The following is a 19,885-nucleotide window of genomic DNA, read 5'->3' as shown; positions in this document are numbered from 1 at the left end:
TTAATCTTAATATGAACAGTAACGTAAAGCGTATCTTACCGCTTTTGTTGCTGGTGAGTTCGGCAGCCCATGTGGTTGCCGAACCTGCACCTGTCTCCGATCTGAATTCGAACGCAACGACAACCAGCACACCCTCAAGTAATCAATCTGTCACACCAACCCAACGCTCATCTGAATCTAGTATTGAAAGGCTAGAGCGCTTATTAAAAAGTGGTAATCGGGTACAGTTGGCGATGCAACAACAGCTTGATGAGATTGCTACAGAGCTCTCAGAGCTGAGAGGAAACGTTGAACGTAATAGCTACGATTTAGGCCAGATGTTAGAGCGCCAACGCGATCTATACAGAGAGTTAGAAGCAGTTAGAAGCCAGCCAGCAGCGGAATCAACGGTGTCAGAAGATTCTGGAACCGATTCAGGCTCTGCTCAAGGATCTTATGCAACCAGCAATTCTGAAAATGAAGAGTATCAAGCTGCGGTTAATTTAATCTTAAAAGACAAAAATTATACCGGTGCGATTTCAGCATTTGAAACCTTCTTAACCTCTTACCCTGAGTCTGTGTTTACGCCTAATGCCAACTATTGGTTAGGACAATTATTCTTTGCTCAGAAAAATGATGTAGAAGCTGCCAAGAACTTTGCACAAGTTATTTCATTTGCCGACTCCAATAAACGCGCTGATGCGTTATTAAAATTGGGTGATCTCGCACGTAGAAATAACAACAATGAAGCGGCTAAGAAATATTATCAGCTTGCGGTTGATGACTACCCGAAAAGCACCACGGCCAGTCAAGCAGCAGACAATCTTAAAAAGTTATAATAATGCCTCATTATATTCATAAAGGTCGCTTTTGCGGCCTTTTTTATTGGGTGTATCTTAGGTAACTTTGAGTATATACTACTCGGATTACTTGTATTAACTCCATGAGTCAGAGCAATGAGTCATATTCTAGATCACGTCGACACCGTTTACCCATTTCCCCCAAAACCAATCCCTCTATCAACGGACGAAAAACAGGCCTACAGAGCTCGTATCGAGACGTTGCTAAAAGAGAGAGATGCTGTCTTAATTGCGCATTACTACACGGATCCTGAAATTCAGGCTTTAGCTGAAGAGACTGGCGGATTTGTCGGAGACTCGCTTGAAATGGCTAAATTTGGCAACCGTCATCCAGCCAAAGTATTGATCATTGCCGGGGTTCGATTCATGGGAGAGTCTGCAAAGATCCTTACCCCTGAAAAGACCATTTTAATGCCAACCTTAGAGGCGGAATGCTCTCTCGATTTAGGCTGCCCTGCTGATAAATTCAGTGAGTTTTGTGATGCACACCCTGACCATACGGTCGTAGTGTATGCGAATACCTCAGCGGCGGTAAAAGCAAGAGCTGACTGGGTGGTCACCTCAAGCATTGCACTGGAAATTGTTGAGCAGTTAGACAGTGAAGATAAAAAAATCATCTGGGGTCCGGATCGCCATTTAGGATCTTACATTGCCAATCAAACTGGCGCTGAGATGCTGCTGTGGCAAGGTGAGTGTATTGTTCACGATGAGTTTTCTGCCCAAGCATTAAAAACGGCAAAAACGCTGCATCCTGACGCCGCGGTATTGGTGCACCCTGAGTCTCCAGCCAGCGTTGTCGCTTTGGCTGATGCCGTGGGTTCAACCAGTCAGCTGATTAAATCAGCGAAATCACTGCCACAAAAGAAGCTGATAGTGGCGACTGACAAAGGTATCTTCTTTAAGATGCAACAGTTAGTGCCAGAAAAAGAGCTGATAGAAGCACCAACAGCCGGAGCGGGCGCGACATGTCGAAGTTGTGCTCACTGTCCGTGGATGGCGATGAATGGCTTGAAAGCGATTGAATCGGCGTTAACCGAAGGTGGGGAGCAGCATGAAATTTTTGTGGATGAGGCGTTACGCATCAAATCACTGATTCCACTGAATCGAATGTTAGATTTTGCGGCCAATTTGCAAAACTAAATAGTCAATAGAATCAAATAAAAGCCTGATGTTTAATCAGGCTTTTTTATTTCTATCGATTATTGTTGGTCATCACTCTCTTGAGCCAAGATGTGTCCCTTTTGAGTTAATCCGCACAACATGGTAGGCATGCCATTGTAAATAAGTTCAAACTCATCAAGCCCTTCAATACCCTGAGCAGACAGTGTTGCTAATGCTGTTTCGGGATCGAATAACATACTAACAGAAAGCAATACCCCGCCTAGCAGTGCATTATCTTCACTCTCTTCAGGCATGAAGGTCTCCCAATCATCACGGGTCAACTGCCAACCTTGAAGCAGGCCTTCAGTAAAATGACGAGTGTCTGCACTTACAATATCCGCTTCGTCTAACTGACACGCTTCAGGCCACACCCACTCGCCTGATAGGAGCTCACCACGATACTGATTCCACAGGTTAACAATGTGATTGGCATAGTGTTCGAGTTGCTCCTGGCTGGTAAAAGGAGACACTTCCTCACCGCCCCATAAAAAGGCTAACCACTCCGCGGGATCAATTAATAGGGGTGCAGAAGCCATAGAAACGATAAAGCCTTGAGTCTGTGCAAGGGGAAGAAGTGATTCTGAAAACTCTTCAGTGTTCAGTATTTTGGCTAAATCCATGTCGGTAAATGTGCTGCTCATTGATAACGTTCTCTAAATTATTTTGGTGTAATTCTAACAGCCTCACACGTAGATGACTCACAAAAGTTATTACAATAACGAAATTTGATTTACTATTGAGCACTTGGATCCCAATGAGAGTAATAACTCAAAGTAAGGGTTGCAATTTTTTCAAAAACGGTAATGATACCTATTCTTATTTGCGCGCTAGCTTTAGTGATGCCGAATACATTCGTTTATCTTTGATGGCAGTAAAATTATTCACATGAAAATTCAACGAACAGTACAAATGAATCGTTTTAACGCAATGATATTGTTACTACTGGTATCAGTCACTGTAATGCACATGCCCCCTGTATATGCTGACTCACTTTCACAAGCCAGAGATATTGAAAGCCAAACGAATGCAGAGTCTCGTCAGAGCCAATCCGTGATTGATAGAGATTTCAAAGAGATAGAGCAACTCAAAGCGCAAATTGAGCAAAAGAAAGTAGCACTCAACAATTTAACGCTCTATCAGCAACATTTAGCAAACTTAGTAGCGAGTCAAAACAGTGAGCTAAGCAGCTTAGAACAACAAATCGACGATATTAAGGTGACCAAACAGGGTATCGTCCCATTGATGTATCACATGTTGTTTGCGTTACAACAGATGATAGACACAGATATCCCAGTGAGAATCACCTCGCGTTATGAACGATTGGATGAACTTAATCAACTGATGAAACGCGCCGATGTGAGTGAAGCTGAAAAATATCGTCGCCTATTAGAAGCGTATCAAATCGAAATTGATTACGGCACTAAAATGGGAATTTATAATGATGAAATCACTCTGAAAAACGGCGAGGTGAGGCAAGTATCACTGTTGCATTTAGGGCGAATTGTTTTAGTGGCGCGTAGCATGAACAACCAACAGCATTGGTTTTACTCTAAACAACAGCAACAGTGGAACGAGCTTAATGTGGAACAAGTATTTTCTGTGGATAAAGCGTTCGCTATTGCAGAGAAGAAACAGGCCCCTGAGCTTCTATCTTTACCGCTCTCCCTACCGGTGGCAACACATTGGGAGAACAAGTAATGAACCTTACCAATCTAAAATTGCCGTCTATCGCAACCATTTTGTTTACCGTGTTCACTCTAACCCTACACTCAGTATCCTATGCTAGTGATATTACTCAATTGGATAATAAAGCCAGAGCGAATCAACAGACAGAGAGCCAGCATAATGCAAGCCGAGAAACGAGCAGTAAACAGACCAAAGCTCAACTGAAAGCGGCATTAAAGCAATTAGAAAAAATGAGCAAAGCGGTTGAGGCGCAAAACCAGAATTTGGCTGAACAGTTTAGTGCAAACGAAAAAAAACTGGCTGAAAAAGAGCAGCTACTTCAACTAGAAACGGGCAGCTTAGGAGAGATGTTTGGAGTAGTAAGACAGGTGGCTAAAGAGGTAAATACAGATCTCAAGCACTCTTTTGCAACAATCGAACAGACTCGCTCAATGGAAGCGGTTGAACAAGTTATCAGTACTGATGCCCTCCCTTCACTGGATCTACTCACTTCATTATGGCAAGTGATGGAGCAACAGGTTCGTTCAAGTGGGGAGATCGTAGCGGTTGATGTTAACTATATTGACGGCAACGGTACTCAAGCCGTTATACAAGCTATTCGTTTAGGTGATCTAGCCTTAGTGGGTACCAATGGTTATTTGAACTGGGATTCAGTGCAGGGTCAGGCAACGGACTATCTCGCTCAGCCTAACGAAGTACCAACATCAACATCGATCACTGCGGCATCAGCGTTATTGCTTGATCCGACTCGTGGCCAGCTTTTAGCACAATTTGAGTTTCAACCTACAATCAAACAGCGAATTGAACAGGGTGGGGTAGTTGGTCAGATTATTATCGCACTGCTTATTATCGGTTTATTGATTACGCTATACCGCGGTGTTGTTCTATTAAAAGTTCAAACGCAAATCACCAAACAACTTAAAAATCCTGACCGAATAACGGATAACCCGTTAGGAAGAGTCTTAAAAGTCTTTACGCGTGAAAAAGAGCAGACAATCGAATCGCTAGAGCTAAGGCTTCTTGAATCAATCATCGATGAGCAACAAGGACTGGAACAGGGACTCTCGATGCTGAAACTGATGGCAGCAATCGCTCCTATGTTAGGGTTACTAGGAACGGTGACAGGTATGATTGAGACCTTCCAAGTCATCACAGAGTTTGGCAACAGCGACCCTAAAGTGATGGCTGGCGGTATCTCTATGGCCTTAATGACCACGGTGTTAGGTTTAGTTGCGGCAATGCCACTGCTGCTCGCTCATAACCTGTTATCCAGCCGCGCAGAGGCCATCAAAGGAACGCTAGAAAAACAGAGTGTTAGCCTAGTCGCTGAACGAGCAGAAGCGACACTGTGATGATGGATTTACTTTCCCTTCATCTCAACGCACTCAGTGAGTTCATGACTCGGGGAGGTATGGTTCTATGGTGGTTAGCCGCCGTGGTAGCGTTAAGTTGGACTCTGATTATTGAACGGATTGTCTTTTTATTGTGGGGTTATCCTAAGATGAAAAAGCAGTGGTTGTCTCAATGGCAACTAAGAACAGAGCATGAATCTTGGTTTGCACATGCTAAAAAGCAAGGTGTTATTCAACAAGCACACCTATCTCTTAACCAACATTTGGACTTTATTAAAGCACTGGTCACCCTATGCCCGATGCTAGGCTTGCTTGGTACGGTAACCGGAATGATTACAGTGTTTGATATGATGGCATTACAGGGCAGTAGTGAGCCTACATTGATGGCGGCGGGCATTTCAATGGCCACGTTACCAACCATGGCCGGAATGGTGGCTGCCTTAGCGGGGCTGTTTGCTCATTCGAGATTATCGAAAACGATACATCGACGCGAGTTACGACTTGAACAGCAGTTAAGGAGCAGCGCATGCGCTTAATACGCCAAGCAAAACAGAAAGAAGAAGCACAAGTTGATCTCACCTCGATGCTGGATATTGTGTTTATCATGTTGATCTTTTTTATCGTCACCAGCTCTTTTGTTAGAGAGTCGGGGGTCGAGGTGAATCGTCCGCAAGCAAGTCACTCAAGCAGTCAAAGTGAGGCGGGTATTTTTGTGGCTGTTACCGCAGCAAACGATGTGTATATTGATAAGCGCAGAGTAGATATTGAACGGGTTCAAGCGGTGTTAGAGCATCTAAGCAGCGATCTTCCCGAAGCCAGTTTAGTGATTCAAGCAGACAAGCACGCCTACAATGGTACGGTTGTTGAAGTGATGGATGCTGCGAAAGGAGCGGGTATATCTAAAATCGCCATTGCCACGGATCCTAAGTCGTGATTCGTCTGCTGATATCCATGCCGATTGCTCTGGCAATGACAGCTATCTTGTTCGTACTTATGGCCAATATTGTCGAGAAGCCCAACAATCAAGGTGTAAGAAGTGCTTCACCACTTCTGTTTGATGTTTACGCAATGGACTCCGAAGTTGATGTACAGCGTAGACAGAGAGCCCTGCCCGAAAGGCCGAAAACGCCTCAACAGCCGCAATCTTTAGCATTGAATTCTGAATTACAAAGTTCGGTGTCGGTTGCTTCACTACCCAACACTGTGCCGAGTATTACTATCGCAGCAGTAACCGATTTTGGTGTGGCTATCTCTATGCCTTCTTTGGTTGGATTAGAAAAGAATCAACAAGCCATTCCTCTGTATCAAGTGGAACCTAAATATCCTCCAAGAGCATTGAAACGGGGTATGCAAGGGTATGTGACACTGGCGTTTAATATCGATGAGCAAGGCAGAACACAAGATATCACCGTGGTCGAGGTAGAGCCTTCGCAAATATTTGTGCGGTCGGCGATACGTGCACTTAAAAAGACCAAATATCAGCCTAAACTTGTGAATGGTAAAGCGGTAAAACAGTTAAATCAGAAGAAAAAATTTGAGTTTAAAATTAACCAATGAGTATATTAACCCTAATATTCAGACTACTATTAACCGCGACACTGCTGTTCGGCGCTTTTGTGATGAGTTTTACTCTCAATGCGCAACAATTAAATAGGTATACGGCGCTTAAGGTTCAACAAGCCACGGTTTTGCAACAGCAAGATAAGCTTGAGCAAGCCATCACTATTCTTACCGAACATAAGCCATCATCAAAATATGACCAGGCATTTGTTGGCCGTGTTTTAGGTGTTTATTTGTGGCGGGATAACAAACCGAATGAGGCAATTATTGCATTGGAAAATGCGATATCACTACATGCACTGTCAGTTGAATCGCAATGGAAAACCCAGCGAATGTTAGCCGATATTCTTTTCTCAGAGCAGCAGTATAAGCGTTCAATAGGGCATTATCAGCAGCTAACAGCATCGTCATTTGAATCGAAAGGAAAAGATAAAAACGCCAAACAGCAGCAGAAAAATAACGAAATTTTCTTGCGAATAGCGACAGCAAATTATCAACTGCAACGCTGGACAGAAACGCTTAGTACACTCAATAAATATCAACCAGCTGACCGAAATGATCAACTACAAGTACTGAAATTAACCGTTGTGGCACAACTGAATGTAAAGCATTGGCAGAGTGCAGAGCGGACATTAGCAATGCTGATTAATATGGAGCCCAATGAACCCAATTGGTGGAGACAGCAAGTCGCGGTGCAATTTCAGTTAAAAAGGTCGTCTGAAGCGTTGATTACCTATTCACTCGCCAAGCAGCAAGGTGTTGCGTTTAGAGTCAGTGATTACAAAGCGCTCAGTCAGCTGTATGCACAGCAAAAAATGCCAGAGCGAGCAGCCCGTATCAGTGATGAGATGATGCAGGCTTTTCCAACAACCCGCACAGAACAGCAACTCATTTATCTAGCCACTTATTGGCAACAAGCAAAAGAGTGGAACAGGGCAATTAAGGTATGGACAGAGCTAAACTCGATCAACGCTAAACACAGTTGGCCCCTTGCAAAGTTACAGCTGCAGCAGGGCAATTATCAATCCAGTTTGAACACATTAACTAGCGCTAAAACTTACGCAGACCCACAGCAGTTTGCTCTGGTACACATTCGAGTACTTTACAAACTGCATCAGTATGAAAAAGCGTTGCTAGCAGCAAAGCGCTTTAATGAACAGTTCCCGTCAGAGTCTGCCAAGTCTTGGGTCACTTATCTCCAAAATAAGCAGCACCTTCTTAACACCTCTTTCAAGTCAGAGTTGTGATGTAACACATTGATTCATAGTTATACATCGATAAGAATTGTGTAATATATACGCAAAACTTATGGGTTAACCTCGTCATGGCCGATTGTGGTGACGATATTGAGAACACTATGAAACGTCAGCGCTTACTTTATATTCTGTATTTATTTGTGGTAACAAGCCTTATTCATCCGGTTTGGGCCAGTAATCACAATGAGGTAAAAAAAAGCCCGTTACCAGCATGGGTAGAAGTGAAAGCTGCAGTTCAGCCAGACGATATTCCCTATGACGACGTGGTGGGAGGGGTCTACTATTTGCTGGTCGATAAGCAGATCAAAGTATCGAAGAGTGAAAAAACGGCCTTTTACAAGCATTATGCCGATTTGATCATCAATCAGCAGGGATTAGAAGAGAGCTCTCAAATTGCCATTGAGTTTGATCCTAGCTATGAAACTCTCTCTTTTCATCATCTACAGTTAATCCGAGATGGAAAGGTGATCAACAAACTGCCAGATGCCGACATCAACATCATTCAAAGAGAAACAGAGTTGGATCAATTGATCTATGATGGACGATTAACGGCAAGCATTATCTTAAACGACGTACGAGTCGGCGATATCATTGATTACAGTTATACGCTGGAAGGAGAGAACCCTGTTTACGGAGGATTTTTTTCTCATCGTCAATATGTCAATTGGTCAGTTCCCGTTCATCAGCAGTTTACTCGTCTATTATGGGGTAAAAAAGCGCCCCTTAATGTGACGACATTGCGCACTGATGTTGACATTAAACAGAAACAAACAGGTTCATTTACTGAGTATTCAGTCGCTGCAGAGGACTCTAGGTTAGTTTTTTCAAACAGCGAAACTCCAGATTGGTATAACCCCTATGGGCAGGTGTTTTTCACTGAGATGCCGAGTTGGAAAGATGTGGTCAATTGGTCACTTCCCTTGTATCAAAAAGCACTCTCTAAAGATGAAAAAATAAAAGCCATTGCCGATGAGATCCGTCAACACAGCACAGATCCGTCTGAGCAGATAGCCCAGGCACTCATGTATGTACAAAGTGAGATACGCTACCTTGGGATTGAAACGGGTATCAATTCTCACCAACCCTCCTTGGCAACTGAGACCTTAAAACGCAGGTACGGTGACTGTAAAGACAAAGCGGTACTACTGATATCGATTCTGGAACAGTTTGGAATAAAAGCCTATCCAGCTCTGGTTCATACTTCAAATCAGAGTCAGCTTGCTGAATATCCAGCGATGATTAATGCGTTTAATCATGTGATCGTAAAAGTTGAATACTTAGGCAAAGCCTACTGGTTGGATCCCACGAGGCAGTACCAAAAAGGGAATTTGGATAACCTCTTCCAGCCGAACTATCAGTATGCCTTAACCATTAAACCGGGTTTGAGTGATCTGGAGGTGATGGGTAAACAGCTGCGACATGCCTCAGTAGTGATTAATGACACGTTTGACCTGAGCAAAGAGAATCATGATGAAGTGACTTTCAATTCGACAGCTCTTTTTTATGGCTTAGAGTCAGAACGTCAACGTTATCGGCTTGCAGAGTATGGTTTGGCTGACCTACAAAAGCAGTATGTCGATTTTTGGGAGGACTATTACCAGTCGGTTCAAGCAACGGCCAAATTATCGATAGAGGATAACAGTCACTCAGGAGAGGTAGTGATGAAGCGCTCGTTTGCGCTGCCTAAGTTCTGGGTGAGAAATGAGGAGGAAAGGTACTTTGAAGGGGCATTTTATCCCACAAGTATCAATCTAGAGTTAAGCAAGCCGGATCAACTAGCACGGCAATCACCTTATGCTCTGTTGCACCCTAGAAACATTAAACGCACCATCAACATTTATTTTGCATCAGATAACTGGAGCTTCGAAGACGAAACATTTATCGAAGACAATCCATTTTTCTACTATAAACGCCAAGTTAATTTTGATAAGCAAGCCAAAAAATTGGTTTTAAATTATGAATATAACTCTCGCACCGACAGAGTATTGGTCGAGCAGTTTGATAACTATTTGGCTGCTCGAACCCGATCAGTTGAGCACAGTAACTATGGCATCGTTGAGTATTTTAAACCTGATGCTACTACAGAAGAGACACCGAGCAATGAGGGGGACCTTAATACGGATTGGGTACCTATTATTTTCTTAGCGTTACTGGTTGTGTATGCCGTGACGATGGTGTTTATCGTTATTAATTGGCGCATGGATGCCAGAGTGATGCCAAGCCATGATGAGGTGGTTTTTTATCCTGTTTCTCTTACTAAAATCTTTTTCTTAACGCTCGTAACGTGCGGTTTTTATCCCTACTACTGGTTTTATCGTAACTGGGTTTATATCAAAGCAGAAGTGAAGCCTTCGATTCTGCCTTATGTACGTGCTTTTTTTAATCAATTTCTCTATTGGTCACTGTTTCGATACTTAGTTAAGGACAGCCAAAATAGGTTCGGAGAAAATCGGATTATCTCCAGTTTTCTGGCCGTACCGCTCGCGTTACTTTATCTCATCATTATCTTCTTAAGTGAGGTGGATTATTTTTGGCTGCCAGTACTGATTGTGACAGGGCTACTGATTTTTCCACTGGCCAGTTACATCAATCAAATCAACAGTGATCAAGGCGAAGCGTATCGCTACAATTCAAGATGGTTACTCCGTCACAACTTACTTTCAATACTGTTTATCCCGACGCTTATTGTTGTCCTGGCCTACGAATCCCATTTGGTGCCGACAGGAGAGGCGATTAGCGGTAAGCATTTGTGGAGTCATGACCTGAAATTCATGCACAGAAAAAACGTATTTCCAGCAACGGAAGATGTCGTCATGTTCTACAGCGATTCGTTGTGGAACATTCAAGAAGATGGGAATGGATTCACAGATAATCAGGTATTCTCCTATTGGAAAGAGGATGGAAAATTTTACATGCATACCGAGCAATTATCTGAAATAAAGGATATTCATGTTAACTACTCGAATGGCTCCAAAGAGAATACGACGGTTACCATTATTCGAAAGGATGAGAGCAAGTTCATCCTTTACGTCTCTGCTGAAGAGAAGTTGGATAAAGAGTTCGTCAAAACTCTCAAGCAGAAGTGGGACAGTGCTAAAATATAAGTTACAGTATTGTTAACAAAAGTTGAGAGTAAAAATGCTAAGGATAGCGACAATGAGTTTAGAGGGAGTGCGTAATGCCAATCATCAGTTTTAGACCTAGCCATCTGCCTGAACATATCGATTATATGATCATTGAAAGTCTGTCGGTGAAGGTTGGAGATGAGATTTCTGTCGGTGACAGTATTGGTATTGTGAATACCAATCTGGGAAAAAGAGTGGTGCACAGTGAACTAGCAGGCACAGCTTGCGATCCTCTACCAATTATTGGTGAGCGGTTATGTCACGATGATGCTGATTTGCTCACACTTGATGTTACCAGCGCGCCAGACCCAGAGAAAAGTCTGTTTAGCTATGTGAAATTAGGTGAAAAACGAGAAGAAAAAGAGACAACAGCAGAAAAAGTGAATCAAGACAAAAATGAAACCAAAAGTAATTTTTTATGGATAACGCCGTTATTAGTCGGTTCAAGTGGGGGCTTGATTGTTAGCTATCTCATGTCGAAACCAGAGGTCCATTACTTTTTCATTGGTGCAATGCTGCTTGTATCAACATTCGTTTACTCGATAAACCGAGAGAGCTTTAAACACGGTGTGATTGCTGCATTGATATTTACGTTTGGGTTTTTTATGGCACCTCAAGTCTCGATACTTAATGAGTACAGCAATGATCTTGGGGATACCGTGAGTGGCTATTATTATGACTATGAATCGTCTAAGCAAAAAGAGAAGAAAGCAGCGACAGAGGCCGAATACTTAAGAGTCACCGAGCGAATTCAAGATCAAGAGATTAAGGATATAAACTCGATTAAAACGGAGAATTTTCGTTGGGATCAAGACAAGTGGCAGGATGATTATGGAAAGATAGACTTTGTGGTCATTAATAACAGTGACAAATCACTGGCATCATTGGAAGTCGATCTCTATCAGGTGGGTATTTGGCGAGAAGTAACTTTTTCACCCCCACTCAGTGCCAACTCAAGTCGAAATATGTCATTTACGGTGCCTACCGATATCGATGGCTATCCAATCGAGACCAAACATAAGACTGAGAAAGAACGACAAACCCTTTGGTATAATAACCACCGCAATATTGAGTTTGTCGCCCAACAATAGCGCTACATCAGAGAACGTGAAGTACAAAGGAGTGGATAAATGGAAACCTACACCATCAATAAAACACTTTTAGTCAATGCCAAGCCCTATACGGTGTTTAAGGCGCTGACTGATTCCGAACAAATTGTTCAATATTATCCCTTACAAAAGGTGGTATCAGATTGGCAGTTAGGTTCAGAAGTGCACTATCACGGGGAAGTGAACGAGCAGCCCTTTACTGACTATGGTGTGATTGAAGCGATCAAACCGCCGATTGAATATCGTTACCGCTACTGGAGTGATAATCACGGCACAGAGCGGCTTCCTGAGAACCACTTAGTGATTAGCTATCGCTTAGAAGCACAAGATGGCTCTACGCTGATTCATCTGGAACAGAGCAACATCCAATCCAAAGAGATGTATAACCTGATGGATGAAAGCGTCTGGAGCTTCTTGCTAGGTAGCTTAAAAGCGTACGTTGAAGCAAAAAGCTAATGACTTTTTTCATCGAAACAGAGCGATTGATACTTCGGAACGTGAATGAGCATGATGAAGAGGCATATATTCAGCTATCTCAAGACGCCAAGTATCAACGTTTCTATGATGAAGATGACTGTTCAATAGAGAAGGCCAGTCAACTGGTTGAGATGTTTATTGAGCAATCTAAAGAACAACCACGCACAAAGTACAATTTGGCAATCACTCATAAACAGAGCGGCGAGTTTATAGACGTTTGTGGGCTAAGAATCGAAGGTAATAGACAAGCGTCAGTCGGTTGCGGTCTAGCGCGTGAATATCAAGTCTCAGGCTATGCCCAAGAAGCGATGCAAGCACTCATCGATTATGGTTTTAATCAGCTGCATGTGCATCGTATCTACGCTGAAACCATTGCCGATAACCGAGCGGCAATTTTGCTGTGTAAAAGGTTAGGTATGCGTATTGAAGGCCGGTTTTTTGAACACCGATACTTTAAAGAACAGTGGTGGGATACGGTGATTTTAGCTATGTTGAAGCAAGATAAGTCACTAAATAACCAGTTGAACTCATAACTGCTATTTTTTAACAAAGAAGACTTGACCAAGCCCCATAAAATCATTAAATTAGCGCCTCGTTTGCAGTAATGCTGTTTAACGATACGGTGAGTTGTCCGAGTGGCTGAAGGAGCACGCCTGGAAAGTGTGTGTACGGCAACGTACCGAGAGTTCGAATCTCTCACTCACCGCCACATTCAAAACCCTAGCAGAAATGCTGGGGTTTTCTCGTTTTAGGGCATTATTTACACCATTTTCGTTTGGTTCACAGATTGTGAACTACACTTAGCTGAGGTATAGTGTTCACATATAGTGAACAAGCGGGTAAATGCATGCACGTTATAAGTAAACAACCTTTTGAAAATGCGAAGAAGCTTTACCCAAACGATGCTGATGTTTTAGATGCTACTTATAAAGTATTAAAAGCGAGTAAAGCAAAAAGCCCTGATGAACTAAGGAAAGTATTTCCGTCGTTAGACAATTTTAAGTACGTCGATAAGTGGTGGGTAATTGATATCGGTGGCAATAATTTGAGGTTGATTGCATTTATTGAGTTTGTAGGAAATCGATGCTTTATTAAAAATATTGTTAGTCATGCGGAATACGACAGAATAACTAAGCAATACCGTGAGAAGAAGTTGAAGAGGTGAGACGATGTTAGATATAGCCGTACTAGATAAGGCCGCCAGTCAAGTCAATGAAGAGATGCCTTGGATAACAGGTATTACTTCTGAAAGTCAATATCACGAGCTGTTAGCCACTATGGAGGTGCTCATTGAAGATTATGATGCGCATAAGCCGGTTATAGATCTGATGTTTCCGGTGATTGAGAAGTATGAGGATGAAGCTGAGCAATTTAGTGAATTCAATCAAGCGATTGAACAGTTAGAGCCTGGTATCGCGATGTTAAGAGTCATTATCGATCAGCATAAATTAACATTAAGTGACTTGAAAGATGAGATTGGTACGAAGTCTATGGTGTCGATGATCTTAAGCGGTAAGCGTTCTCTGACGCTAAAGCATATTAAGGCGCTTTCGGCTCGTTTCGGTGTGCCAGTATCCATGTTCATTGATTAATTAAACTAAGCCACATTCAAGACCCTAGCAGAAATGCTGGGGTTTTCTCGTTTTAGAACCCAAGAAAGAAAACCCTTACCTAAAGTGATCCAGTTCTCGATAAGGCGCGTATTTATTGCTGAGAGATAAATATAAACGTTTTTAATGAGGGTTAAATTATGCTTAAAAAAATCACAACACTATTTACGATTATGATCGCAACATTTGCAATGAATACGATGGTTCATGCTGGTGGTATGAAAAAAGATATTGTGGATGTTGCCGCAACCAATGGATCGTTTAATACCCTGGTCGCGGCGGTAAAGGCAGCTGGGTTGGTTGATACACTGAAAGGTAAAGGGCCGTTTACTGTGTTCGCACCAACAGATGCCGCATTTGCAAAACTGCCTGAAGGCACGGTTGAAATGCTGTTGAAACCTGAAAACAAAGATAAGCTAGTGGCCGTTCTTACCTACCATGTGGTTGCAGGTAAGGTCTATGCTGCTGATGTGGTGAAGATTGAGAGTGCGACAACCGTGCAAGGACAAGACGTCATGGTTAAGGTTAATGGTGGTAAGGTAATGATTAATGACGCCAATGTGGTTATGGTTGATGTAAAAGCCAGTAACGGTGTTATCCATGTTATTGATACTGTCCTACTGCCGAAATAGCCCCTTGCCAGAGAGTCTGTATAGTAAGAGTTGCATTTACTATGACTAAAACCGACAGACATAGTGTCTATGGGTTATAGTTTTAGTCAATGCAGCTTTTGTTGCGTTTGAATGGATGACGACTTCCCTCGGAGATGATGTTGATTAAAAACACTACCTATCGTGGACTCTTTCTGGTTTTTCTTTTGGTTGGTCTTTCTGCCTGCTCGACGACCGTCATCTACAACAATCTAAATTGGCTTACCTATTGGTACTTAGATGATTACGTTAACTTAACTGAGGAGCAAGAGAGTGAGTTTGATGCTGACTTAATCACCTTTTTAGAGTGGCACCGAGGGGTAGAGCTGCAGAACTACCTCACTCATATTATGTTGATTCAAGGTGATATCAATAATGGCTTAGACCAAACAGATATAGCCAGTTACCTCAACGCTATTCAAGGGTATTGGCAAAAGTTATTAATTCGCAGTGAGCCTGGCTTGGTTAGGTTGGCCTACTCGTTAAATGATCAACAAATAGCGATGTTTTTAGCCGCTTCGGAAGAGAAAAATCGTGAAAGAGTGGCGAAATATGAAGCGTTAAGCGAGCAACAACGCTTAGCGGATAGGTTCGAGAAGATAGAGAAGCGGGTCGAGGGATTTATCGGCAAGCTGACACCCGTTCAAAGAGAGTTACTCAATACTACCAACGTTCAACTTCAACCTACCTTTTATGATTGGATTCAGTTTCGTAGAACATGGGCACATTCCGTGAGTGAAGCCTATGCAAGGCGTCAAGATCAATCCGCATTTGAGCAGTCGTTAACAGATTCTATTTTGCGTACAGATGCTTTTCGCTCACAGCAGTATCTAGACAAGATTGATCATAATGAACAGCTGTGGATAGTGACACTAACAGCGCTGATCAACTCACTGAATGAGCAACAACGAAAAACGTTGAATAAGGAGCTGGATACGATAAAGGCAGAATTAGAGGGATTATTGTAATAAAGAGGGAGATAGAGCGCTCAGACTACAGCGCTCTATGAAGTAAAAGTGGATCACTTTTCATTGTTTTATGATTTCTTTAACCGCTTCTTCCACTTCGATTTGGCCATTTTACGCATATCGATATTGACGTCACTTTCATCAACAATCTCACGGCCTAGAATGGTCTCTAAAATATCTTCCATTGTCACAATCCCCAACCACGTACCGAGTTCGTCATAGATAGTGGCGAGGTGATTGCGTGAACGTAACATCTCATTAAAGACATGCTCAGCATTTTGTGTGGGTAAATAGACCTCTACCGGTTTGGCAAGCGTTAACAGTTTTGTATCGCCGTCATGATGCAATATGTCGGATTTATGTACATAACCAAATGGCTCATCATTGCTTAGCAGAGGGATGCGGCTAAAGGGCATGTTTGATATGAATGTTTCGAAATCGCGCACATTCATATTGGCATCGATGGAGGTGACAACACCGCGAGGGGTCATGATCTCCTTAAGCCTGATGTTATGCAGATCGAGAATATTGCAAATGACACGGCTTTCATCTTCATCAATATCGTTGGTCTCTTTGGCGACGAGCGCCATCGCAATAATCTCTTCACGAATATCAATGTCGTGGCTATGACCTTTGCCAATCCGTCGAGTAATCAGCTCTGATACGATGATGAAAGGCTTCAAAGCGAAAATCATGATATTTAAAATATTGACACTTAAGGGGGCGAGTTGACGCCAATACGTCGCGCCCATGGTTTTTGGGATGATCTCTGACAAAACCAAAATGAGGACCGTCATTACCGCAGAGGCAATACCTAAGTAAGCACTGCCATAGATAGAGGTGACTTGAGCACCGACGCCAGCAGCTCCGGCAGTATGGGCGACCGTATTAAGGGTTAAAATAGCGGCTAAAGGACGATCTAGGTTCTCTTTTAGTTTGCTGAGTTTTGTGGCCAGTTTTGGCGATTCACGCTTCATTTTAGCGATGTAACTCGGTGTCATACTGAGTAGCGTGGCTTCCAAAATTGAACATACGAACGAAACGATGATCGATATTGAAGCGTAAATAATTAACAGTGTCATTGGGTTCTTCTAAGAGTAAATTTTGAATCTGATAAGTAGCATGAAATTTACTGTTTAGCAAAGAATTCCAATCATGGAATGCAAATATATTTGCATCTAAAAGGGAGGGTAATAGGCAGACTCAGATTACTCGCCCGAACCTTTTAGAAAATGAATTGGTATAGAAATCCAGCACTAATGGCCATACCAAGAATCACGACCAAGAACGCTGCAATCATCTGATTTTTAAAGATCGATTTAAGCAGTATCACCTCTGTTAAGCTTGCACCTGCACTGCCAATAATTAAGGCCATAACAGCCCCTAGGCTCATCCCTTTTGCAGCTAATGCTGCACTTAATGGGATTACCGCTTCAGCACGAATATACAATGGAATACCAATCACGGCGGCGACAGGGATAGCAAATGGGTTATTCTCACTCGCAATGCTTGCCACAAATTCAGTTGGCATAAAACCGTAGATCATTGAACCCAGTGCGATACCTCCGATTAAATACGGTAGTACTTTTTTGAAATCACTCCAAGTGGTCACCCAAATGTTCATCCACTTGTTTGGTACGGTTTTTTTCTTATCACTGCAGCTGGAGCCACAACTGCTTGCTGGTGGCGCTATGTAGGCCGTCTCTTTTACGTATTTTTCAAACCCCAATTTTTCTAAGGTGTAACCTGCAATAACAGAAACGCCCATCGCGATAGCAAAATAGAACAGGGTGACTTTTAGACCAAAAGTGACAGCAAACAGCCCAATAATAATAGGATTTAACAGTGGGCTTGCGAATAAGAACACCATCATAGTGCCAAACCCTGCTTTAGCGCGCAGCAAGCCTTTTAAGAATGGAATGGTTGAACATGAGCAGAATGGGGTTATAGCACCCAATAAACCCGCCACAATGTAACCTCTGCCTTTTTTGCCACTAAGGATATTCTGGATCTTTGCTGGTGGAATATACTCTTGCAATACCCCGACAAGATAGCTGATTAATAGAAATAGCACGGTGAGTTCTACGGCTAAAAATGCAAACATGTTTAAGGTGTCCATCACCATTTGTTGAGTAATTTGGAACATAATAATCGATCTCTATATTTCCGGAATAGCCGAAATATACGCCCGGGCATTAGTGCTGTCAATTTATTTCTAGAAATATCGAAATATAAAAGTTGAAATAAAAAATGAAGTGAAAAGTGGAAAGTGAAAAGTGGAAAGGGCGCGATAGGTTATCAGCGCCCTTGGATAATTTTCGATTAGTTACCAATGATTGCAGGAATACCAGGAAGTTGTCCTACAAGCGCTAACGAACCGACACTAATGATAAATGTAAGACCAGGAATCAGGTATTTATCTTTAGCCGAAAGTGTTTTAGCACGTTCATGGTCGCCAATAAGCCCCATATTGTCGAGCAGCATTGTTGTTGCCCATCCAAATACTGGGTTTACAAACGCACAAGCGAAAATACAGATACCAGCACTAAGCGAATCTTTATGTTTGTGGATCATTTGCATCCCAGCCTCAAGTAAAGGCAAGAATACACCCACGATCAGTGCAACGCGTAGAACGGGTTCCCACATCGCCAAATCCATTGGGTAACCCAAAACGGATGCTAGGATACACATAATACCGGTCAGCATTGCACCGCCTGGAATAGGGCGCTTAGCAATCGCTGCAGGGATCATGTAGGTGCCCCAAGATGAGGCTAAGTTACCACCACCTAATAGTGCACCAACACCTTGACGAACAGAGGCAACCATCATGGTGTCATCTACGTTCATCAACACACCCTTTGCTTCTTTAGGGTAGTTAAGTTCTTGGAAAACACGGTGACCAAGGTAGTCAGGAGACCACATCGCCACAGCTAACAGAGCGAAAGGCGTTACCGCAATAAAGTGCGCCATGTTTGGCCAACCTAATTGCCAACCGGTATTTTCACCCCACCAATAAAATGGGCTGAAATGCGGCAGTCCCGGTGCTGTTGTAAAGGCAAATTCTGCACCCAATACGTAAGCAACAATGCCTGCAAGTGCAGAACACAATGGAATGGCTAACCAGCGCTTATTGATTTTGGCCAGATAGGCGTAGACCAGCACTGTCACACCAATAACGGCAAATGAGATATAGCTTTGATCACTGCCTGAAGCCCACACTTCGGTCTTATTAATTTGACCAATGAGTCCCACTGCCCCTAAATAGATTAAGAGGCCTCCTCGTACACCAACCCCCGTAAGAGTCATCAGTTTCGACCCCCCTTTTGTAAAGGCTAAAAGTAAGCCAAACAGACAGACCATGATTCCGAGTGCCAACGGGTGTCCTCCAGCTGCGGCAATGAGGGGGATGAGTGGTATCATCGGCCCATGCGTACCGGCCAAGTTAGAGTTAGGGTTGAGGATGGCTGAGAACAGAATAACGAACAGGCCGCCCGCAATCAGCAGTTCATAACGAACGTTTTCTGCAACAAACTCAGGTGATAGTCCAAACTGTGCAGCAAACACCGCAACCATGGCAGTTACCATAACCACTTTACCGATTGTGGCGGCTAGAGCAGGTACAAAGTCTTCTATTTCTATGCTGTAATCACGATTGGGTAAATGAATCCCCCAACGTCTAAAGTTCATGATCTTTAGATCATGATTGAGAAAATCTTCTCTATTTTCAAATTCTTGCGCTTTTCGGCGCATATCTCTATAAAAAGTCGTGCTCTTTTTAGACATGGTGTTATTCCTTGTAGGATCTCGAGCTTTTCAGTAACACCTATTTCCACTTACGCTTGGTATACAGGCCTTCGACCAGTAAAATGCGACGTCCCAGACGCTACCATGCATCTCTATTCATAAAATAAAGAGGGAAATGATGGCTGTTTTATCTCGATGAAGATTAAAAGTGAGGCAAAAAACCTCCCAGTACAGCTTGATTTAACAATCAAGCACATTCTAGGTAAGGTAGTTGTTTTAATTATTGATTTGGATTAATTTAGCGAATGAAACTGACGTGTAATATACATCTTTCGCATAAACTTGTTG

General features: G+C 42.8%; 20 protein-coding genes and 1 tRNA gene. 17 read left to right on the top strand and 4 right to left on the bottom strand.

Features of this window, described 5'->3' with window-relative positions; genetic code table 11:
- Nucleotides 1-11: 11 nt before the first annotated feature.
- Both ybgF and nadA read left to right on the top strand, forming a co-directional pair.
- Complete coding sequence (gene ybgF / locus L4C32_RS05895; protein WP_428195933.1) at nt 12-818, top strand: tol-pal system protein YbgF; 807 nt, start codon at nt 12-14, stop codon at nt 816-818.
- A 117-nt stretch (nt 819-935) separates the two neighbouring features.
- On the top strand, nt 936-1,979 hold the full coding sequence (gene nadA / locus L4C32_RS05890) for a quinolinate synthase NadA (protein ID WP_428195932.1): 1,044 nt from the start codon (nt 936-938) through the stop codon (nt 1,977-1,979).
- A gap of 59 nt (nt 1,980-2,038) precedes the next feature.
- Here nadA and L4C32_RS05885 read toward each other — a convergent pair whose 3' ends face one another.
- Nucleotides 2,039-2,620 (bottom strand): UPF0149 family protein, encoded by a 582-nt coding sequence (locus L4C32_RS05885; RefSeq protein ID WP_428195966.1) that lies wholly within the window; start codon nt 2,618-2,620, stop codon nt 2,039-2,041.
- 289 nt (nt 2,621-2,909) lie between these two features.
- Between L4C32_RS05885 and L4C32_RS05880 the strand changes: the two genes are divergently transcribed.
- The 15 genes from L4C32_RS05880 to L4C32_RS05810 all read left to right on the top strand — a co-directional run bounded on the left by L4C32_RS05880 (nt 2,910) and on the right by L4C32_RS05810 (nt 15,793).
- Nucleotides 2,910-3,698 (top strand): DUF3450 domain-containing protein, encoded by a 789-nt coding sequence (locus tag L4C32_RS05880; protein WP_428195931.1) that lies wholly within the window; start codon nt 2,910-2,912, stop codon nt 3,696-3,698.
- Complete coding sequence (locus L4C32_RS05875) at nt 3,698-5,038, top strand: MotA/TolQ/ExbB proton channel family protein (RefSeq protein ID WP_428195930.1); 1,341 nt, start codon at nt 3,698-3,700, stop codon at nt 5,036-5,038. Before L4C32_RS05880 ends, L4C32_RS05875 begins: the two co-directional genes overlap by 1 nt.
- Nucleotides 5,039-5,040: 2 nt before the next feature.
- The gene (locus L4C32_RS05870; RefSeq protein ID WP_428195965.1) at nt 5,041-5,574 is read left to right on the top strand and encodes a MotA/TolQ/ExbB proton channel family protein; all 534 of its coding nucleotides are present in this window, start codon (nt 5,041-5,043) and stop codon (nt 5,572-5,574) included.
- Nucleotides 5,565-5,972 carry an ExbD/TolR family protein gene (locus L4C32_RS05865; protein ID WP_428195929.1) on the top strand — a complete coding sequence of 136 codons (408 nt, stop codon included), beginning with the start codon at nt 5,565-5,567 and terminating at the stop codon, nt 5,970-5,972. Before L4C32_RS05870 ends, L4C32_RS05865 begins: the two co-directional genes overlap by 10 nt.
- Nucleotides 5,969-6,595, top strand: a complete 627-nt coding sequence (locus tag L4C32_RS05860) for an energy transducer TonB (RefSeq protein WP_428195928.1) — start codon at nt 5,969-5,971, stop codon at nt 6,593-6,595. The genes L4C32_RS05865 and L4C32_RS05860 overlap by 4 nt, the downstream gene beginning before the upstream one ends.
- The gene (locus L4C32_RS05855; RefSeq protein WP_428195927.1) at nt 6,592-7,845 is read left to right on the top strand and encodes a tetratricopeptide repeat protein; all 1,254 of its coding nucleotides are present in this window, start codon (nt 6,592-6,594) and stop codon (nt 7,843-7,845) included. The genes L4C32_RS05860 and L4C32_RS05855 overlap by 4 nt, the downstream gene beginning before the upstream one ends.
- A 110-nt stretch (nt 7,846-7,955) precedes the next feature.
- Complete coding sequence (locus tag L4C32_RS05850) at nt 7,956-10,958, top strand: DUF3857 domain-containing protein (RefSeq protein WP_428195926.1); 3,003 nt, start codon at nt 7,956-7,958, stop codon at nt 10,956-10,958.
- Nucleotides 10,959-11,032: 74 nt separating this feature from the next.
- Complete coding sequence (locus L4C32_RS05845) at nt 11,033-12,070, top strand: hypothetical protein (protein ID WP_428195925.1); 1,038 nt, start codon at nt 11,033-11,035, stop codon at nt 12,068-12,070.
- A 39-nt stretch (nt 12,071-12,109) separates the two neighbouring features.
- Nucleotides 12,110-12,544 carry an SRPBCC family protein gene (locus L4C32_RS05840; RefSeq protein WP_428195924.1) on the top strand — a complete coding sequence of 145 codons (435 nt, stop codon included), beginning with the start codon at nt 12,110-12,112 and terminating at the stop codon, nt 12,542-12,544.
- A complete protein-coding gene (locus L4C32_RS05835) occupies nt 12,544-13,098 on the top strand; it encodes a GNAT family N-acetyltransferase (RefSeq protein ID WP_428195923.1) in 555 nt (184 codons plus the stop codon). Before L4C32_RS05840 ends, L4C32_RS05835 begins: the two co-directional genes overlap by 1 nt.
- A gap of 88 nt (nt 13,099-13,186) precedes the next feature.
- Nucleotides 13,187-13,274: transfer RNA gene (locus L4C32_RS05830), tRNA-Ser, on the top strand.
- Nucleotides 13,275-13,412: 138 nt separating this feature from the next.
- On the top strand, nt 13,413-13,730 hold the full coding sequence (locus L4C32_RS05825; RefSeq protein ID WP_428195922.1) for a type II toxin-antitoxin system HigB family toxin: 318 nt from the start codon (nt 13,413-13,415) through the stop codon (nt 13,728-13,730).
- A 4-nt stretch (nt 13,731-13,734) separates the two neighbouring features.
- A complete protein-coding gene (locus L4C32_RS05820; RefSeq protein ID WP_428195921.1) occupies nt 13,735-14,157 on the top strand; it encodes a helix-turn-helix domain-containing protein in 423 nt (140 codons plus the stop codon).
- 158 nt (nt 14,158-14,315) lie between these two features.
- Nucleotides 14,316-14,807 carry a fasciclin domain-containing protein gene (locus tag L4C32_RS05815; protein ID WP_428195920.1) on the top strand — a complete coding sequence of 164 codons (492 nt, stop codon included), beginning with the start codon at nt 14,316-14,318 and terminating at the stop codon, nt 14,805-14,807.
- 140 nt (nt 14,808-14,947) lie between these two features.
- Nucleotides 14,948-15,793, top strand: a complete 846-nt coding sequence (locus L4C32_RS05810; protein ID WP_428195919.1) for a DUF6279 family lipoprotein — start codon at nt 14,948-14,950, stop codon at nt 15,791-15,793.
- Between the two features lie 68 nt (nt 15,794-15,861).
- Here L4C32_RS05810 and L4C32_RS05805 read toward each other — a convergent pair whose 3' ends face one another.
- The 3 genes from L4C32_RS05805 to L4C32_RS05795 form a co-directional block, all read right to left on the bottom strand.
- On the bottom strand, nt 15,862-16,875 hold the full coding sequence (locus L4C32_RS05805; RefSeq protein WP_428195918.1) for a CNNM domain-containing protein: 1,014 nt from the start codon (nt 16,873-16,875) through the stop codon (nt 15,862-15,864).
- A 143-nt stretch (nt 16,876-17,018) separates the two neighbouring features.
- Complete coding sequence (locus tag L4C32_RS05800) at nt 17,019-17,939, bottom strand: permease (protein WP_428195917.1); 921 nt, start codon at nt 17,937-17,939, stop codon at nt 17,019-17,021.
- A gap of 176 nt (nt 17,940-18,115) precedes the next feature.
- Entirely contained in the window at nt 18,116-19,576 is a 1,461-nt protein-coding gene (locus L4C32_RS05795; protein WP_428195916.1) for a DUF3360 family protein, read from the bottom strand.
- Nucleotides 19,577-19,885: the final 309 nt, after the last annotated feature.

Origin of the sequence: Aliivibrio kagoshimensis (assembly GCF_050337105.1) — a bacterium.
GTDB classification, from domain to species: Bacteria; Pseudomonadota; Gammaproteobacteria; order Enterobacterales; family Vibrionaceae; genus Aliivibrio_A; species Aliivibrio_A kagoshimensis.
Note: the sequence above shows the minus strand (reverse complement) of the source record. Positions and strands in the feature narration are given on the sequence as shown.

Excerpts from the sequence above, each read along its gene's own strand:
- ybgF (WP_428195933.1), top strand. The coding sequence starts at position 12 with ATGAACAGTAACGTAAAGCGTATCTTACCGCTTTTGTTGCTGGTGAGT.
- nadA (WP_428195932.1), top strand. The coding sequence starts at position 936 with ATGAGTCATATTCTAGATCACGTCGACACCGTTTACCCATTTCCCCCA.
- L4C32_RS05885 (WP_428195966.1), bottom strand. The coding sequence starts at position 2,620 with ATGGATTTAGCCAAAATACTGAACACTGAAGAGTTTTCAGAATCACTT.
- L4C32_RS05880 (WP_428195931.1), top strand. The coding sequence starts at position 2,910 with ATGAATCGTTTTAACGCAATGATATTGTTACTACTGGTATCAGTCACT.
- L4C32_RS05875 (WP_428195930.1), top strand. The coding sequence starts at position 3,698 with ATGAACCTTACCAATCTAAAATTGCCGTCTATCGCAACCATTTTGTTT.
- L4C32_RS05870 (WP_428195965.1), top strand. The coding sequence starts at position 5,041 with ATGGATTTACTTTCCCTTCATCTCAACGCACTCAGTGAGTTCATGACT.
- L4C32_RS05865 (WP_428195929.1), top strand. The coding sequence starts at position 5,565 with ATGCGCTTAATACGCCAAGCAAAACAGAAAGAAGAAGCACAAGTTGAT.
- L4C32_RS05855 (WP_428195927.1), top strand. The coding sequence starts at position 6,592 with ATGAGTATATTAACCCTAATATTCAGACTACTATTAACCGCGACACTG.
- L4C32_RS05850 (WP_428195926.1), top strand. The coding sequence starts at position 7,956 with ATGAAACGTCAGCGCTTACTTTATATTCTGTATTTATTTGTGGTAACA.
- L4C32_RS05845 (WP_428195925.1), top strand. The coding sequence starts at position 11,033 with ATGCCAATCATCAGTTTTAGACCTAGCCATCTGCCTGAACATATCGAT.
- L4C32_RS05840 (WP_428195924.1), top strand. The coding sequence starts at position 12,110 with ATGGAAACCTACACCATCAATAAAACACTTTTAGTCAATGCCAAGCCC.
- L4C32_RS05835 (WP_428195923.1), top strand. The coding sequence starts at position 12,544 with ATGACTTTTTTCATCGAAACAGAGCGATTGATACTTCGGAACGTGAAT.
- L4C32_RS05825 (WP_428195922.1), top strand. The coding sequence starts at position 13,413 with ATGCACGTTATAAGTAAACAACCTTTTGAAAATGCGAAGAAGCTTTAC.
- L4C32_RS05820 (WP_428195921.1), top strand. The coding sequence starts at position 13,735 with ATGTTAGATATAGCCGTACTAGATAAGGCCGCCAGTCAAGTCAATGAA.
- L4C32_RS05815 (WP_428195920.1), top strand. The coding sequence starts at position 14,316 with ATGCTTAAAAAAATCACAACACTATTTACGATTATGATCGCAACATTT.
- L4C32_RS05805 (WP_428195918.1), bottom strand. The coding sequence starts at position 16,875 with ATGACACTGTTAATTATTTACGCTTCAATATCGATCATCGTTTCGTTC.
- L4C32_RS05800 (WP_428195917.1), bottom strand. The coding sequence starts at position 17,939 with ATGTTCCAAATTACTCAACAAATGGTGATGGACACCTTAAACATGTTT.
- L4C32_RS05795 (WP_428195916.1), bottom strand. The coding sequence starts at position 19,576 with ATGTCTAAAAAGAGCACGACTTTTTATAGAGATATGCGCCGAAAAGCG.